General features: G+C 61.4%; 15 protein-coding genes. 8 read left to right on the forward strand and 7 right to left on the reverse strand.

Annotated elements, in window-relative coordinates:
• Window positions 1-11: 11 nt before the first annotated feature.
• A complete protein-coding gene (locus ATY76_RS07080) occupies window positions 12-1,607 on the reverse strand; it encodes an ABC transporter substrate-binding protein (RefSeq protein WP_088674072.1) in 1,596 nt (531 codons plus the stop codon).
• A 132-nt stretch (window positions 1,608-1,739) separates the two neighbouring features.
• On the opposite strand from ATY76_RS07080, the gene ATY76_RS07085 reads away from it, so the two are divergent.
• The 3 genes from ATY76_RS07085 to kdgD all read left to right on the forward strand — a co-directional run bounded on the left by ATY76_RS07085 (window position 1,740) and on the right by kdgD (window position 4,452).
• Entirely contained in the window at window positions 1,740-2,450 is a 711-nt protein-coding gene (locus tag ATY76_RS07085; protein WP_088674073.1) for a FadR/GntR family transcriptional regulator, read from the forward strand.
• Between the two features lie 64 nt (window positions 2,451-2,514).
• Entirely contained in the window at window positions 2,515-3,489 is a 975-nt protein-coding gene (locus ATY76_RS07090; RefSeq protein WP_088674074.1) for a mannonate dehydratase, read from the forward strand.
• Between the two features lie 36 nt (window positions 3,490-3,525).
• On the forward strand, window positions 3,526-4,452 hold the full coding sequence (gene kdgD / locus ATY76_RS07095) for a 5-dehydro-4-deoxyglucarate dehydratase (protein ID WP_088674075.1): 927 nt from the start codon (window positions 3,526-3,528) through the stop codon (window positions 4,450-4,452).
• A 79-nt stretch (window positions 4,453-4,531) separates the two neighbouring features.
• Here the strand turns inward: kdgD and ugpC are convergent, their stop codons facing one another.
• From ugpC to ATY76_RS07115, 4 genes are all read right to left on the reverse strand, one after another.
• Window positions 4,532-5,605: a sn-glycerol-3-phosphate ABC transporter ATP-binding protein UgpC gene (gene ugpC / locus ATY76_RS07100; RefSeq protein ID WP_088674076.1), complete on the reverse strand. Its 1,074-nt coding sequence runs from the start codon at window positions 5,603-5,605 to the stop codon at window positions 4,532-4,534.
• 23 nt (window positions 5,606-5,628) lie between these two features.
• Window positions 5,629-6,477 carry a carbohydrate ABC transporter permease gene (locus ATY76_RS07105; protein ID WP_088674077.1) on the reverse strand — a complete coding sequence of 283 codons (849 nt, stop codon included), beginning with the start codon at window positions 6,475-6,477 and terminating at the stop codon, window positions 5,629-5,631.
• On the reverse strand, window positions 6,470-7,408 hold the full coding sequence (locus tag ATY76_RS07110; protein WP_088674078.1) for a sugar ABC transporter permease: 939 nt from the start codon (window positions 7,406-7,408) through the stop codon (window positions 6,470-6,472). Before ATY76_RS07110 ends, ATY76_RS07105 begins: the two co-directional genes overlap by 8 nt.
• 79 nt (window positions 7,409-7,487) lie before the next feature.
• Window positions 7,488-8,792, reverse strand: a complete 1,305-nt coding sequence (locus tag ATY76_RS07115) for an extracellular solute-binding protein (protein ID WP_088674079.1) — start codon at window positions 8,790-8,792, stop codon at window positions 7,488-7,490.
• A gap of 198 nt (window positions 8,793-8,990) precedes the next feature.
• Here ATY76_RS07115 and ATY76_RS07120 point away from each other — a divergent pair, with 198 nt between their 5' ends.
• The 3 genes from ATY76_RS07120 to ATY76_RS07130 are packed head-to-tail and all read left to right on the forward strand — an operon-like array spanning window position 8,991 to window position 11,983.
• Entirely contained in the window at window positions 8,991-10,190 is a 1,200-nt protein-coding gene (locus ATY76_RS07120) for an ROK family transcriptional regulator (protein ID WP_088674080.1), read from the forward strand.
• Between the two features lie 33 nt (window positions 10,191-10,223).
• Window positions 10,224-11,324 (forward strand): Gfo/Idh/MocA family oxidoreductase, encoded by a 1,101-nt coding sequence (locus ATY76_RS07125; RefSeq protein WP_088674081.1) that lies wholly within the window; start codon window positions 10,224-10,226, stop codon window positions 11,322-11,324.
• Between the two features lie 17 nt (window positions 11,325-11,341).
• The gene (locus ATY76_RS07130; RefSeq protein WP_088674082.1) at window positions 11,342-11,983 is read left to right on the forward strand and encodes a ThuA domain-containing protein; all 642 of its coding nucleotides are present in this window, start codon (window positions 11,342-11,344) and stop codon (window positions 11,981-11,983) included.
• A gap of 203 nt (window positions 11,984-12,186) precedes the next feature.
• Here the strand turns inward: ATY76_RS07130 and ATY76_RS07135 are convergent, their stop codons facing one another.
• Both ATY76_RS07135 and ATY76_RS07140 read right to left on the reverse strand, forming a co-directional pair.
• On the reverse strand, window positions 12,187-12,666 hold the full coding sequence (locus tag ATY76_RS07135) for a DUF2938 domain-containing protein (protein ID WP_088674083.1): 480 nt from the start codon (window positions 12,664-12,666) through the stop codon (window positions 12,187-12,189).
• A 97-nt stretch (window positions 12,667-12,763) separates the two neighbouring features.
• Entirely contained in the window at window positions 12,764-13,285 is a 522-nt protein-coding gene (locus ATY76_RS07140; RefSeq protein ID WP_088674084.1) for a MarR family winged helix-turn-helix transcriptional regulator, read from the reverse strand.
• A 44-nt stretch (window positions 13,286-13,329) separates the two neighbouring features.
• Between ATY76_RS07140 and ATY76_RS07145 the strand changes: the two genes are divergently transcribed.
• Together ATY76_RS07145 and ATY76_RS07150 are read left to right on the forward strand one after the other, a co-directional pair.
• On the forward strand, window positions 13,330-14,841 hold the full coding sequence (locus ATY76_RS07145) for an FAD-dependent oxidoreductase (RefSeq protein ID WP_088674085.1): 1,512 nt from the start codon (window positions 13,330-13,332) through the stop codon (window positions 14,839-14,841).
• Window positions 14,838-16,046, forward strand: a complete 1,209-nt coding sequence (locus ATY76_RS07150) for an MFS transporter (protein WP_245309748.1) — start codon at window positions 14,838-14,840, stop codon at window positions 16,044-16,046. Before ATY76_RS07145 ends, ATY76_RS07150 begins: the two co-directional genes overlap by 4 nt.
• The last annotated feature ends 278 nt before the right edge of the window (window positions 16,047-16,324 follow it).

Below are 16,324 nucleotides of genomic sequence, written 5' to 3' on the forward strand. Positions count from 1 at the left end.
CCTCGGGAGTATTACTGGGTTTCAGACTTCGTGACGTTCTCGAGACGCGTCAGCTGGGTCGGATGCCCGACATATCCCTCAACCTTGCTCGACAGGACGATCGGCTCGAAACGCTCGAACATCGGAAGCACTGCCGGCTTCTGTTCCACGAACATCTTCTGCATCTCGACGTAGAGCTCGCCGCGCTTCTTCGGGTCAGGCTCCATCGATGCCTTCGCCGTCAGGGCCGTGAGTTCGGGGATATCCCAGGCGGAGCGCCAGACGAAGTTGCCGGCATTGTTGGCTTCCTTCGAATTGTCGGGATTGGACGAGAACTGCTCCATCGAGCCGAGCACGTTCGGCATATAGGCGCTGGTCTGCGGGATCAGCAGATCGAAATCCCGGGCGCGATGGGCCGCAATGATTTCCGAGCCGTTGCCCTGCTGGATGTCGATCTTGATGCCGACCTGGGCGAGCGATGCCTGGATGGCCGTGGCAAGGTCGATACGCGGCGTTTGCGCGATCGTCTTCAGCGACAGCGTAAAACCATCCTTGAACCCTGCCTCGCTCAACAGCTGCTTGGACTTTTCGACGTCGAGATGCCAATCGGGGTTCGGGACGGCATATTCGAAATTCTCCGGAACGGGAACGTTTCTCGCCCGCCCGTACGGCCCCATGATCGTCTTCTCGATGCCCTTATAGTCGATGCCATAGGCAATGGCCTCGCGAACCTTCGGGTTGGAGAGGTACTGGTTGCCGGCATTCATCGACAGAACGTAGAAGCCGCCTGTGGGAATGCGCTGAATGGTGAAGCCCTGCTTGTCCTTAAATGTCGCGAGATCGGCTGCGGTCAGCGCACTGGCGATGTCGATATCGCCGCGTTCGAGCATCAGCCGCTCGACCTGGCTTTCCGGAACGTGGCGGACGATGACCCGCTTCATCTTCGGAGCGCCGGCCACATAGTCCTTATTGGCGTCGAGAATCACCAGTTCGTTTGGAGACCAACGATTGAGGGTGAATGGACCTGAGCCGGCCGAATGCGTGCGCATCCAGGCATTTCCCCAGTCGTTGTCGGTGACATGCTTCTGCACCTCGACACTGTCGACGACGCTGGTGGTCGATGCCGCGAGCCGGTAGAGCAGCATCTCTGCCGTCACCTGGCCGGAAAAATCGATGCGTACGGTTTTGTCGTCGACTGCCGTGACGAGCTTGTCCACATTGTCCTTGTCGTAGCCGATGCGCTTGAGGTTGGCGGCGGCAGCCTGGTCGAGCTTCAGCAGCCGTCCCAGAGAGTAGACGACGTCCTTCGATGTCACAGGGTTGCCGGAGGCGAAATTGGCCTGGCGCAGCGTGAAGGTGATGCCCTTGTCGTCAACCTTCCAGCTTTCGGCCAGCTGCGGCACGATCTTGCCGTCGGCCGTGCTGTTGACCAGCCGGTCGTAAAGGTTCGACATGATCTCGACCGCCTTGCCTTCGGTGGCCTGATGCGGATCGAGCGACAGGACCTGGGCCAGCGATGTGCCGATCACCAATTGGTCTTTCGGCGTGGCCGCCTGCAACTGCGGTGCAGCGATCGTCAGAGCGCCGATAACGGCGCCGACGAACAAGCCTTTAGAAAAATGCTTCATTGTAGCTCCTCCCTGGACTACTATAACAGACATATTATGTCGTCCGTATGTCGTATTATGATTTATCCAAGTCCGATACGATTTGCAAGACCCGAACGGGCGACTTGATGGAAGCGGATTGGGGAACGGAAAATGACGACATTCAGCCGGGGCCGGCAAAGACTGGCGCAGCAGGTCATCGATCAGCTGCGGGCGCAAATCGAAACGGGAAAGCTGCGCGTCGGCGACCAGCTGCCGACCGAGCCGCAACTCGAATCGACATTCGGCGTCAGCCGCACCGTGGTGCGCGAGGCCATTGCCGATCTCAGGGCGGCAGGCTTCGTCAAGCCGATCCAGGGCAAAGGCGTTTTTGTCGCCGATCCCAAGGCGCATTCGGTGTTGTCCTTGACGCCGGTGGAAATCAAAAGCATTCCGGAAACCCTGGAATTGCTGGAGTTCCGCATGGCGGCCGAGGGTGAGGCCGCAGCCATCGCAGCCTATCGCCGCACGGCCGAGCAGGAGGCGGCGATTCGCGAAGCCAACCGCAGAATGGCGCAGCTCATCGAGACAGGACAGCAGACGGTGGAGGCGGATTATGCCTTCCACATGGCGATCGCCGCCGCCACGAACAACCGATTCTACGTCGACGTTCTGCGGCATTTCGGCCCGCGCGCCATCCCCCGCGGCCAGTTTCCGACACTCCCCGACGCCAATGACCGCGACTACCTCCAGAAGGTTTACGCCGAACATGTCGAAATCCTCTCGGCCATCGCCGACCAGGATCCGGAGCGCGCGCGCCAGGCGATGCGCGCACACATGATGGCGAGCCAGCGCCGCTATCGGATGCTGGCCGAGCAGCAATAGGGCTCGACTCTCTTAAAAATTCATATTATGTCATATGACATTGTTGAATTTGAGAGGGTCTCTGATGTATCTGGGAACACAGGTGGCAGCGCGCGACGATGACGATTATCGGATCTTCGCGCAACTGGGTGTCAAGCATATCAGTGCGGACCCGCCGGGAAAGCCGAGCAGCTGGACGCTTGCCGATATCGAGCGTCATCGCGACAAGGTGGAAAGCTTCGGCCTGATCCTCGATATGATCCAGCTGCCCCTGCCCTCGCAGCCGATCGAGAAGGCTTCCTATCCCGATATTCTACTCGCCGGCCCAGAGCGCGACCGGCAGATCGATGCCGTCTGCACAATGATCGAGAATGTCGCGAAGGCCGGCATTCCGGCAGTGAAATATAATCTCAACCTGATCGGCATTCCCCGCACGCCTGACGAACCGGGACGCGGCGGCTCGCTGAACGCCAGCTTCCGCTGGGAGAAGACCGATCAACAGGCAGCGCCCGGCCTTGCCGGCATTCTTTCCGAAGATGAAAATTGGGAACGGATCGACTATTTCCTCGAGCGCGTCGTGCCGGTCGCCGAAAGCAACCGCGTCAGGCTCGCCTGCCATCCGCACGATCCCTATACGCCGCCCGGCTATCGCGGCGTCACGCGCGTCCTCGGCACGGTGGAAGGCCTGAAGAAATTCGTGCTGATGCGCGAAAATCCCTATCACGGCCTCAATTTCTGCCAGGGATCGGTCGGCGAGATGCTCGACAATCCCGGCAAGGAGATCGACGACGTCATTCGCTGGTTCGGTCAGCGTGACAAGATCTTCAACGTCCACTTTCGCAACATTCGCGGCGGCAAGCTTTCCTTCATGGAGACCTTCCCCGACGAGGGCGACATGGACATGGTCCGCTCCGCCAGGATTTATAAGGAAGTCGGCTTCAAATACATGCTGATGCCCGATCACGTGCCGACCGTCAGCGGCCAGGACCCTTCCGCCACCGCATTCGCCTTTTGCTACGGCTACATCGCGGCACTTCTGCAAGTGCTCGAGAGCGCCTGACGCCGCCGATTTTCAACACCTAAGGAATAGGACTTGATGATGAACCCGATTGAATTGAAGAAGGCCGTCGGCAGTGGTCTGCTCTCGTTTCCGGTCACCCATTTCGACGACCAACTGAAATTCGACGAAGCGAAATACCGCCGCCATGTCGAATGGCTTGCCGGTTACAACGCCGCCGCGCTGTTTGCCGCCGGCGGCACCGGGGAGTTCTTTTCCCTCAACCCGTCCGAGATCCCTAAGGTTGTGCGCGCCGCCAAGGCCTCGGCCGGCAATACGCCGATCATCTCGGGAACCGGCTATGGCACATCGCTTGCCATCGAGATCGCACAGGCGGCCGAAAAGGCCGGCGCCGACGGATTGCTGCTGCTGCCGCCCTATCTGATGTTTGCCGAACAGGCCGGCCTGATCGCCCATGTCAAGGCGGTCTGCCAATCGGTCGGCATCGGCGTCATCGTCTATAACCGCGACAACGCCATCCTGACGGCAGACAGCATCGCGCGGCTCGCCGAGGAATGCCCGAATCTGATCGGCTTCAAGGACGGTGTTGGCGATGTCGACAAGGTCATCGAGATCACCACGCGGCTCGGCGACCTCCTCGTCTATGTCGGCGGCATGCCGACCCATGAGGTCTATGCGCAAGCCTATTTCGCCGCCGGCGTGACCACCTATTCCTCCGCCGTCTTCAACTTCGTTCCCGCCCTCGCCCAGCGTTTTTACGGGGCGCTCCGCACCGGCGACCAGGCAACCGTCGACCAGATCCTGAAGGGCTTCTTCTTCCCCTTCGTCGCACTGCGCAATCGCAAGAAGGGCTATGCCGTCTCGATCATCAAGGCGGGCCTGCGCGTGCTCGGCCAGAACCCCGGTCCGGTGCGGCCGCCATTAACGGATCTCGCGCAGGAGGAACTGGCACTGCTGGAGAAGATCGTGCAGGCCAACGGCGTCTCACGGATCGCCGCAGAATAAAAGTTGACGATTCAAGCCATGAAGAAACCGCCGGCCTCACCTCCGGCGGTTTTCCATTGCCTGGTCGGCTAAAGCGCGCTTACAGCGCCACCCCGCTGCCGCGGTCGAAGACATGGACCTGATCGCTGGCGATGCTTGCCTCGAAGACGGCGCCATAACGGGCGGGATATTCGCCGTCGACGATCGCCGTTACCTGCTGGCCGGCGAGATCGAAGATCACGTGGGTCTGCGCGCCCGTGGGCTCCACCAGCATGGTGCGGCCGGCGAGCGGCGTGCCGCCAGCTATGCCGGGAATAAGATGTTCTGGGCGCAGGCCGATAGTAATGGCTTGACCGGGTCTGACCCGACGGTCGGGCGCGATACGGATTGCTGTGCCGTCTTCGAGGCGGGCGGCGGGCTCGCCGTTTTGACCCTCCACCGTGCCGTCGAGCATGTTCATCGCCGGCGAGCCGATGAAAGCGGCGACGAAAAGATTGGCTGGCTTCTTGTAAAGTTCGAGCGGCGTGCCCGCTTGCTCCACCCTGCCCTGGTTGAGCACGACAATGCGGTCGGCGAGCGTCATCGCTTCGATCTGGTCGTGGGTGACATAGATCGAGGTCGTCTTCACCTTCTGGTGCAGCGTCTTGATCTCCGAGCGCATCTGCACGCGCAGTTTCGCATCGAGGTTGGAGAGCGGCTCGTCGAACAGGAAAACGGCCGGGTTGCGGACGACGGCGCGGCCCATGGCGACGCGCTGGCGCTGGCCGCCGGACAGCTGGGCCGGCTTGCGGTCGAGCAGCGCGGCAAGATCCAGCATACGGGCGGCCTCGGCAACGCGGGCCTCGATCTGGGGTTTGGCGACGCCGGCGAGCTTCAGGTTGAAGCCCATGTTTTCGGCGACCGTCATATGCGGATAGAGTGCATAAGACTGGAAGACCATGGCGATGTTGCGCTCGCGTGGCGTCATGGCGTTGACGACATTGCCGCCGATCGCGATCTCGCCGTCGGTGATCTCTTCGAGACCGGCGATCATCCGCAGCAGCGTCGATTTTCCACAGCCGGACGGGCCAACGAGGGCGACGAATTCGCCATCCTCGATATGAAGCGAAATGCCGTGGATGACGTCGACCGCGCCATAGGCCTTGGTTACATCGTGCAGTGAAACGGATGCCATGATTGCAGCTCCAAGAGTTCGGCTCAGGACTTGACGGCGCCGGCTGTCAGGCCGGCGATGATGTGCCGCTGGGCGACGAAGAAGACGATGATCGTCGGCAGGATGGTGAGGGTGATGAAGGCCAGCACCAATTGCCATTCGGTGCCATATTCGCCGCGATAGACCATGATGCCGAGCGGCCAGGGATATTTCGATTCCGAGTTCAGCATGATCAGCGGCAGGATGTAGCTGTTCCAGCTGCCGACGAAAGAGATGATGCTGACGGTGGCGACGATCGGCCGGGAGAGGGGCAGCGAGATATGCCAGAAGAACCGGAGATAACCGCAGCCATCGACGAAGGCCGCCTGAAACAATTCTTCCGGAAGGTTGCGGAAATAGTTCCGGAACAAAAGAATGCTCATGCCAAGGCCGAAGGCCACCTGCGGCAGCACCACGCCCCAATAGGTATTCAGCAAGCCGAGATCGCGGATACGGATGAAGAGCGGCAGGATCGCGGTCGCTGCCGGAAACATCAGGCCGAGCAGGAAATAGTTGAGCAGGAAGGACGATCCGAAGAAGCGCACATGGGCAAAGGCGAAGGCCGCCATCGACGAGACGATCAGCGTCAGCAGCACGGTGAGCGCTGCAATGATCAGCGAATTGCCGATCTGCAGCCAGTAGCGCTCGCCGAAGAGAATGTCGGTATAATTCGCCCACTGCCACTCCGTCGGCAGGCCGAAGGGGTTGGTGCGCAGGTCGCCCAGCGTTTTGAAGCCGCCAAGCGCCGTCGTCAGCAGCGGGATCAGCACGATCGCCGCAATCAGGGTCAGCGACACGTAGAGATAGATGCGGGTCGAGGCGCGTATGCGGATGGAAGAGCTCATATCAGTCATGGCGCATGAAGATCCTTTTGTAACCGAAGGCGAGCGTCACGCAGATGATGAAGAGCACGACGCCGACGGCGCTGCCGAGACCCACCTGCATGCGCATGACGCCGTAGGTATAGAGGAAGGTAACCATCGTCTGCGTCGAGTTGGACGGGCCGCCGCCGGTCAGCGGCATGATCATGTCGAAGAGCTGCAGCGAGCCGACGACGGCAAAGAAGATCGACAGGCGTAAGGTCGAGCCGAGCAGCGGCAGCGTGACATAGCGGAATTTCTGCCAGCCGGTGGCGCCGTCGATTTCGGCGGCCTCCAGCACGCTCTTGTCGACCGATTGCAGGCCGGCGATGAACAGCATCATGTGAAAGCCGAAATATTTCCAGACGATGACGCCGAGCACGGCGTAGATCGCCACATCCTTATCGGCGAGCACATAAGGATTGGCGAAGCCGAAGAAGTTGGAAACGGCGGCAAACAGGCCGTAATCGCCGTCATAGACGAAGCGCCAGATCAGGCCTGCTGCAACGTCGGCCAGCACATAGGGCAGGAAGAAGATCAGCCGGTAGCCGACGACGCCCGGAATGCGGTGGGCGAGCATGGTCGCAAGCCAGATGGCGAGCGGCACCTGGATGCAGATCGAGATGACGATGATCAGGCCATTATTGACCAGCGCCTGGGTGAAGGCGGCATTGCGGAACAGCACCTGGAAATTGCGCAGCGCGATGAACTCGGTCGGCGTGCCGTAGCCGTTCCACTTGTAGAGGCTGTACCAGGCCGCCTCGCCCATCGGCATGATGACGAAGAGCGTGAACAGCAGCAGCGCCGGCGGCAGAAAGAGCAAGAGCACCGTCAGCCGGTCGTGGGCGACCGAGCTCCTGCTGTTTGCGGCTCTTCGTGCCGGCCTTGCGGCTGATGTCATCGAGGGGACTGAAATATTGACCATGGATCCTGCTTTCGTTCGTCGGCAGCAATGCCGGCGCTCCATTGGATCGGGAGCGCCGGGAAGGCTCTGCGGGCGCTGGTTATTGTTCCAGTTCGAAAGCGTCCTGGATCATCTGGGCGCCGTCCTTGGAGTTCATCTGTCCGGAGACGATCTCCACCGAGACGTCGTTGACGACACGGCCGACGGCCGCACCGAGATCCTGGTCGAAGAAGTTCTGATGCCAGGTCGAACCGGCAAGCTGTTTGGCCGATTCGGCCAGCAGCGGATTGACGACGCCATCGTCGGCCCCGACGGCAACGGGAAGCAACATGCCTGATTTGGCCATCGCCCGCTCGTTGTCGGCATTCGTCAGGAAAGCGAGGAAATCGAGCGCCTCCTTGGAGGCCTTCTTGGTGACGGCCCAGCCGTTGAGGCCGCCGAGCGTATCGGTCGGCTTGCCGGCGCCGCCCTCGACCGTCGGGAAGACGAAACGGCCGATATTGTCTGAGGAAAGGCCCTTGCCGTCGCCGGCATTCTTGCGCTGGTTGGCCTCGGTCGCTTCAAAGCCGAGGATCATCGCAGCCTTGCCGTCACCGAAGACGCCGAGCGTCTGCGGCCAGGTGGCGCCGAGATAACCGGGCTGGAAAGGCTCGAGCTTGCCGAGTTCGGCGAGATCATCGCCGGCCTTGATGATGGCGGGATCGAGGAAACCTTCGCCCTCGCCGTTCTTGGCGGCTTCGAAGACCTTCTGGCCGCCTTCGCGCATGACGAGATAGCTCCAGTAGAAATGGATCGGCCATTTCTCACCGCCGCCGCCAGCAATCGGCACGATGCCGGCCGCCTTGATCTTCTTCACCGCAGCGAGGAAATCAGTCCAGGTCTTGATGTCTTCGGCGTTGACGCCAGCCTTCGCGAACAGGGCCTTGTTGTAGAAAAAGCTGACCAGACCGACCTTGTAGGGAATTGCCCAGGTCTTGCCGTCGAAGGTCAGGCCGTCGACCGAAGCGGGAGTATAGGCCTTGCGCAATTTGCCGCCATCGGCGTCAAGCGCTGCCGTCACATCCTGCAGCGCGCCGGTCTCGGACTGCTGCTTCAACACGCCGCCGCCCCAGCTAAAAAAGAAATCCGGCACGTCGTCGGATTGCAGCAGCGTGGGAAGCTTGGCCTTGAAGGCCTCGTTTTCAAGGAACTGCATCTGGATGTCGACGTCGGGATGCTGGGCTTCGTATTTCTTGACGATGTCTTCCCAGGCCGCAACGTTTTTCGGGTCGAGCTCGAGATGCAGCCATTTGACCACCGTCGTCGCGGAGGCGGCACCCGCTCCCGCCAGCAACATGCCGGCTGCCGCGGCCATGGATACGATGCGCCTGCCGCCGAAATCGGCGTTCTTCAGCATAAAATTCATGATTTTCCTCCCAGGGGACCTATCCTCACAATTTTTCCCCTATGCGGATTAATTCATCGGAGCTTTTGCCGGATGTCAACCCAATTGCCGCTATTTTTACCAAATGCGCTTGACAGGCCCGTGGGATTGCCTGCTATTTATTTCGTAACCCGTTAAAAATATTGGCTTCCGCCCAACGAACGATGCCGGCTAGTTTTCATGAAGACCGCAGATCCAGAATTGATGCGCGCGATCAATCGCTTGAACGTGCTCGATACCATCCGGCGCCATGGCCCGATCTCGCGCATCGAGATCAGCGAACGCACCGAGCTTTCCACCACTACCGTTTCCGCCATTACCGCCTCGCTCCTCGACGACGGGCTGATCCTGCCGCGTCACGAAGGCGATATCCGCAATGAGGCGGTGCGCGGCAGGCCGCGCGTGGCGCTGGAGCTCAATCCCGATGCCGCCCGCGTCGTGGGCGGCAAGATCGCCGCCAACAGAATGGTTTTCGTGGTCACCAATTTCCGCGGCGACGTGCTGTCGAAGCTTGCCCTGCCGATCCGCATCGACCGGCAGCCGATCGGCGTCATCGCCGATCTCGTCGAAGACGGCGTACGGCGGTGCGTCGTGGACGCCGGTCTTTCGCTGGAGGACGTCGAAAGCATCTGCCTCGGCTTCCCCGGCGTCATCGAGCACCGCACCGGTTACATAAGAAGCAGCCCGATTTTTCGTGATACCAACGTCGATTTCGCCGCGGAGATGTCGGCGCGGCTTGCAACGCCGACCATCGTCGAGAGCGACGCTCACGCCATCACGCTCGGCCATCACTGGTTCGGAAAGGCGCGCGATCTGGAAGATATGGTTTTGATTTCGCTGGAACAGACGCTCGGTCTCGGCGTCCTGCACGGCAACAGCCTGTTCCGCGGCGCCGGCGGCCTCAGCCACAATCTCGGCGATCTCGTGCTCGGCATGGGACCGCAGGGCGTGGTGCGGCTGTTCAGCCAGGCCGGCGAGAGCGCGATCCTCGGCGAACAGCAGGCCGACGGCCGTTTTGCCGAAGCGATCCGTCTCGGCCGCGGCATGACCCATGCCCAGGCGCTGATCAAGGCCGATGACGACCGGCTGATCGGCGCTGCGATCCGCGCCGGCGAAGCCGTCGGCTTGACCATTGCCAATATCGTCACGCTGTTTGCGCCGCCGCGGGTTATCCTGGTCGGCTCCAGCCTGGCGCTCGGCGAGCCATTCCTGAACAGCCTGCGCGATGCCTATGCGCTCGCCATTCCGCCCTCGCTGAAGGGGGTGAGCGAACTCGTCTTCGACGATTCGAGTGATGATTTCTGGGCGCAGGGTGCGGCCGCGGTGGCGCTCTACGAACTCTACGAATCGCCCTGGAGCACTACCGGGCCGGCGCTCTGACTGGCGCCACAATCAATATAGATGGAGGAATTCATGGAGAGAGTCGGTATCGGCATCATCGGATGCGGCAATATTTCGGGCGCCTATCTCAAGGCGATGGCATCCTTTCCCATTCTCGACATCCGCGGCGTCGCCGATCTCAACCGGGACCTGGCAGAGGCCAAGGCGCGCGAATTCAACGTTCCCGCCAGGACAGTCGACGAGCTGTTCGCCGACCCCAAGGTCGAGATCATCGTCAACCTGACGATCCCGAAGGCTCATGTCGCTGTTGCCCTGCAGGCGCTCGAGGCTGGCAAGCACACCTATTCGGAAAAGCCGCTCGGGATTAATTTCGCGGAAGGGAAAAAATTGGCGGAGGCAGCGCGCGCCCGCAATCTGCGCATCGGCGCTGCCCCCGACACTTTCCTCGGCGGCGGCCATCAGACGGCCCGCACGCTGATAGACCAGGGTGTCATCGGCCAGCCGGTCGGCGGCTCGGCGACCTTCATGTGCCCGGGCCATGAGCGCTGGCATCCGAACCCGGCCTTCTATTACGAGGTCGGCGGCGGCCCGATGCTCGACATGGGTCCCTATTACATCACCGATCTCGTCAATCTTCTCGGGCCGGTCGCTCAAGTCGCCGGCTTTGCGACGACGCCGCGGGCCGAACGGTTGATCACGAGCGAGCCGCGCAATGGCGAGCGCATCCCCGTGCATGTGCCGACCCATGTCGCCGGCATGATGTCTTTTGCGGGCGGCGCCGTCGTCCAGATCGCCATGAGCTTCGACGTCGCCGGCCACAAGCATGTGCCGCTCGAGGTCTACGGCACCGAGGGCACGCTTATCGTGCCCGATCCCAACAAATTCGAAGGCCCGGTCGAATATCTCAGGAAGGGCGGCCAATTCGAGGATCAGCCCCTCACATCACCTTATGCCGATGGCAATTATCGCTCGCTCGGCGTCGCTGACATGGCCCATGCGATCCGCTCCGACCGGCCGCATCGCGCCAATGGCGACCTGGCGCTGCATGTGCTGGAGGTCATGGAAGCGTTCCACACCGCGTCGGCGACCGGCCGGACAGTCGCGATATCAACGGCGGTGGAGCGCCCTGCCCCCTTGTCGGATTCCATCGTCGACGGACGGCTGGCGAAATAATTACAGGAGGAATGACTATGCGTGAAGCACTGATCGTCTGGGGCGGCTGGAGCGGCCACGAGCCGCAGGAATGCGCCGAAATCATCAAGTCCATGCTCGAGGAGGACGGCTTCAAGGTCTATCTCGAACACGGTACCGAGGCGCTTGCCGATCCTTCCGTCCATGATCTCAGCCTCGTCGTACCGATCATGACGATGTCGAAGATCGAGAAGGAAGAGGTCAAGAACCTCGCCGCCGCCATCGAAAGCGGCGTCGGCATTGCCGGTTATCACGGCGGCGCGGGCGATGCCTTCCGCGACTCCGTCGACTACCAGTTCATCATCGGCGGCCAGTGGGTGGCCCATCCCGGCAACATCATCGACTACACCGTCAATATCACCCGGCCGGACGATCCGCTGATGCAGGGGATTGCCGATTTTCCCTATACGTCAGAGCAATATTACATGCATGTCGATCCCTCGAACGAGGTTCTGGCGACGACGAAGTTCACCGGCGAGCACGCCTACTGGATCGACGGCGTCGTCATGCCCGTCGTCTGGAAACGGAAATACGGCAAGGGCCGGGTCTTCTATTCCTCGCTCGGTCATCAGGCCAAGGAGTTCGACGTTCCCGAGATGAAGACGATCTTCCGCCGCGGAGCGAATTGGGCCGCGCGGTAAGATAGGGCGGTTCGCGGGGGACCAAAAGACCCCTCCCCAACCCCTCCCCACAAGGGGGAGGGACTAAGATGCAGCACCGCTTTACATAAACTCTGTCGTATCAATCCGTCGAACGGTAGCAGCCAACACGACCTCTGCTTTTGGTCGCCGCCGGACACCACAGCTTAGTCCCTCCCCCTTGTGGGGAGGGGTTTTTGGCAATCTCAGCGCAAAATCAACGCCGTCCCATAAAGCCCCAGCGCAAATACCGTATGCGCAAGCAGGTTGAAGCAACGGACCTTCATCGGTTTCGAATGTTTCGAAGCGGCCCAGCCGAGGCCGAGGCCAGGCTGCAGGAGGAACCACCCTGCCCCGACTGTGACGATGCCGAAGATCCAGGCGGGAAGGAATGTCGGCGCGGCGAACCATCCCTGCCCCATGATGATCGCAAAGATCAAGCCGTAGAGAATGCCGACGGCGTAGTGGCTGAACCAGCCGAGCGGCAGTTCGTGTTGATAGGGTTCGGCGTCAGCAATACTCTCATGAAAGACCTTGCCGCGGCCGAGATGCCAGAACCAGCGTCCGACCGGCGCCCAATTGGCCGGCGGCTGGCCGAAGACCTTGGCGAGCACGATCGCCCAGAGATCCATGAGAATGGTTGCACCGGCGCCGATCGCCAGGCCGCGCCACAGAATATCGAACATCGGGAATCACCGGAAAGCGTTGACGTGAAGGGGTGCCAGAAGACCATTGCGAACGTCTTCGCGCAATGGGTTCGACGCAGACAGACTCGCCCTTTCTTCAGTCGCGCTCGTCATGGGTCTCACTCGGATCGTCCGCGCTACCGGCAATATCGCCGCTGATATCATTGGCAAACTTCCGCATCAGCCGCACCAGCTCATTGAAATCATGCTCTTCCCAGTTCTCGAAGATGGCGCGTCCGATCTTCTCGCGGGCGGTGTCGATGCGATCGGTCATTGCCTTGCCTTTTGAGCTGATGACCGCCTCGCGTACGCGACGGTCGGCAGCACTGCCACGGCGCTCCACCAGTTCCAGACTTTCGAGCTTGGCGACCTGGCGGCTGACGGTGGTGTAGTCGCGCCCGGCGCGGTCGGCGAGTTCGACCACCCCGATCGGCCCGAGACGCTCCACCGCGACCAGCAGCGGAAACAGCGCGCGATCGAGCGAAATCCCGGCCTCGTGGACCATCTGCTCGTCCCGCTGAGGGCGGTTCATGACGCTGACGATCTCGATCAAAGCTCCATGCAACTCACGCAGCTTTTCGGACATATGTGTATTTTGCACATTATTTTTTGACGCCATATCGATTCTCCTATTATGTGCATAATACACATATGGAGATGAAGATGACAGAACATTCTACAGTCGACGTGCTGATATCGGGCGCCGGCGCAGCCGGGCTGACGATGGCAATCGAGCTTGCGCGGCGCGGGATATCGTTCCGCCTGATTGAAAAGCTGGACGACCCGTTTCGCGGTTCGCGCGGCAAGGGCATCCAGCCCCGAACCCAGGAGGTCTTCGAGGATCTCGGCATCCTCGACCGCATCGTCGCACTCGGCGGTCTCTATCCCCGGCAGCGGGAATACAGTGACGACGGAAGCTTCACAGAGTCCGACGCCGTGCTGCGCGAGGAGCCGACGCCGGCCGAGCCCTATCATCTTCCGCTGATGGTACCGCAATTCCTCACTGAAGCCGCGATGCGGGAACGCCTCATCGAGCTGGGGCACCGTCCAGAATTTGGATGCGAACTCATCGGCTTCGAACAGGACGAGGCAGGCGTGACGGCACGGCTCAAGAGCCAATCCGGCGAGGAAGCCATCCGCGTGCGCTGGCTGGTTGGAGCCGATGGCGGCCGCAGCTTCGTACGCCACGCTCTCGGTATCGGCTTTCCCGGCAAGACGCTCGGCGTGCGTGCGATCGTTGCCGACGTCGTGCTGACGGGACTGGATCGCGATGCCTGGCACCGCTTCGGCGAAGGCGACATGCAGCGACAAATCGCGCTTTGCCCACTGGCGGGAACGGAGCTGTTTCAGATCCAGGGCCCGATCCCGCTCGAAGGCGAGATCGATCTCTCGGCAGCGGGCTTGACGGCGCTGGTGAGCGAGCGCACCGGCCGCGACGATATTCACGTCCACTCGGTTTCCTGGACATCGGCCTTCAACATGAACGCCCGGCTGGCGGATCGCTACCGGCTCGGCCGCGTGTTTCTGGTCGGCGATGCCGCGCATACGCATCCGCCGACCGGCGGACAAGGTCTCAATACCAGCGTCCAGGACGCCTATAATCTCGGATGGAAGCTGGCGGCAGTCGCTGCCGGCGCCCCCGATGCGCTGCTCGACAGCTATGAGGAAGAGCGCCGTCCGATTGCTGCGGCGATGCTCGGCCTCGCGACCAAACTGCTCGACGCTCTGAAGCACGGCGATATCAGGCGCGGCCGCGAGGTTCATCAACTCGATATCGGCTACCCCGACTCCTCCTTTGCACTGGAAAAACCGGAACGGCATGGCGGCCTGCTGGCCGGCGACCGTGCGCCGGATGCGCCACTGACGGGTGCGGCCGGCCAGCCGATGCGACTGTTCGACCTGTTCAAGGGCACGCACTGGACGCTGCTGGGCTATGAGGTGGAGCAAGCAACGATACCACCGCGTCCAGGACTGCACATCCATAGGGTCGGCCGCCGCGGCGATGTCATCGACGAAAGTGGGCATTTCCGCGACGCCTACGCCCTGGCCTCGGGCGACTGGGTGCTTGTGCGACCGGACGGTTATGTCGGCGCCATCGTTTCGTCCCGCGACACTTGGGCGCTCGAGGCTTATCTGGACAAGGTCGGCCTCGGTCCGGCTGTGGCACGGTCATGATGTACGAGGAAGGATGTTCGACCGGCGCTGCCGCAAATGCGGCTTCGCAACGGCTTGACTGGCGGCTGATGCTGCCGGTCTTCATCATCGTCAGCCTCGATGCCGCCAGCAGCGGCGCCATCCTGCCGATCCTGCCATTCTACCTCAGACATCTCGGAGCGTCGCCGCTCGTTCTCGGGCTCGTCCTCGGCACAGAAGCGCTCAGCCAGTTCGTTGCCGCGCCGTGGCTCGGCCAACTTTCCGATCGTTTCGGGCGCAAGAAGATCCTGCTCGCAAGCCAGGCCGGAGCGCTTGTCAGCCTTTTCCTGCTGGCACTCGCCAACAGCGTGATCTTCGTGCTGCTGGCGCGGATCCTGCTCGGCCTTACCGCAGCGAATTTCTCGGCGGCGGCAGCCTATGCCGCAGACAATAGCGGCCCCACCACGCGGCGCCAGGCCATCGGCATGCTGAGCGCGGCCCTCGGTCTTGGCGGGATGATCGGCCCCGGTCTTTCGGGATATCTTGCCGACATTTCGCTGACGGCACCGATCTGGTTCGCGCTGGGCCTGTCGGCCACCAGCATCGTCGTAACCAGTTTCTGGCTGAAGGATGCTCCCGTGCCCACACAGCCGGAGAGCCATTCAAGTGACAACGGTAAGGAAGAGAGGATCGACCGGAAAGCGCTTTCATTTCGAAACCTCCTCGCCTCGCCTGTCATTCGCGTCCTCGTCGTTGTTCTCCTGTGCCACTATTTCTCATATGGAATGTTCAGCTCGCAGCTCGCCGTATTCCTTGGGAACACCTTTATCTGGAATGAGCATGCCTTCGGGCCGAAGGAGCTGGGTTATATCCTCACCGCCGACGGCGCGATCAACATCCTCGCCCAGCTTTTCCTCCTAAAATGGCTCAGCGGCTATTTCTCCGAACGAAGCCTGATCCTCCTCGTCTTCGCCATTCTCTCAGTAGGTTACGTCACAGCAGTTTTCGCCGACAATATTCCAACCCTTGCCTTCGCAGTGGCATGCGTCAGCACCGGCGTGGCACCGGCGTGGCACTGGCGCGGCCGACATTGGTTGCAGCGCTTTCCGTGCACGTGCCGCAGCAACGGCAGGGCATCGTCATGGGAACAACACAATCGCTTGTCGCCGTCACCGATATCGTCACACCGGTCCTTGCCGGCTTCATTGTCGGGCAGAGCTTGTACGGCGCCTGGATCGGCGCAGTAGTGGCGATCGCGGTGACGGGGGCGGCCATCGCACGCAGCCGGCTCCCAAAGGTCGATCCGGAAACCGCAGGCGGCTGACGGCCCAACGGATCCAGCTCCCGATCCCGACAGAGGCCCGCCGCCGCACGGTTCTTTAGAGGGCGTCGCTGGCGCAGATGTTTGCAGTCATTGAGCAGCGAGCGTATCGCCGCCTTGGCGTTGTCGTCATGCCAAGCAAGCACGGCTTCGACTTCCCAGGTTTGATCGGACCGCGCTTGATCGCGTTCCGAGGTCTTGCCG

It is taken from the genome of Rhizobium sp. R339 (assembly GCF_002211395.1).
Taxonomy (GTDB): Bacteria; Pseudomonadota; Alphaproteobacteria; order Rhizobiales; family Rhizobiaceae; genus Rhizobium.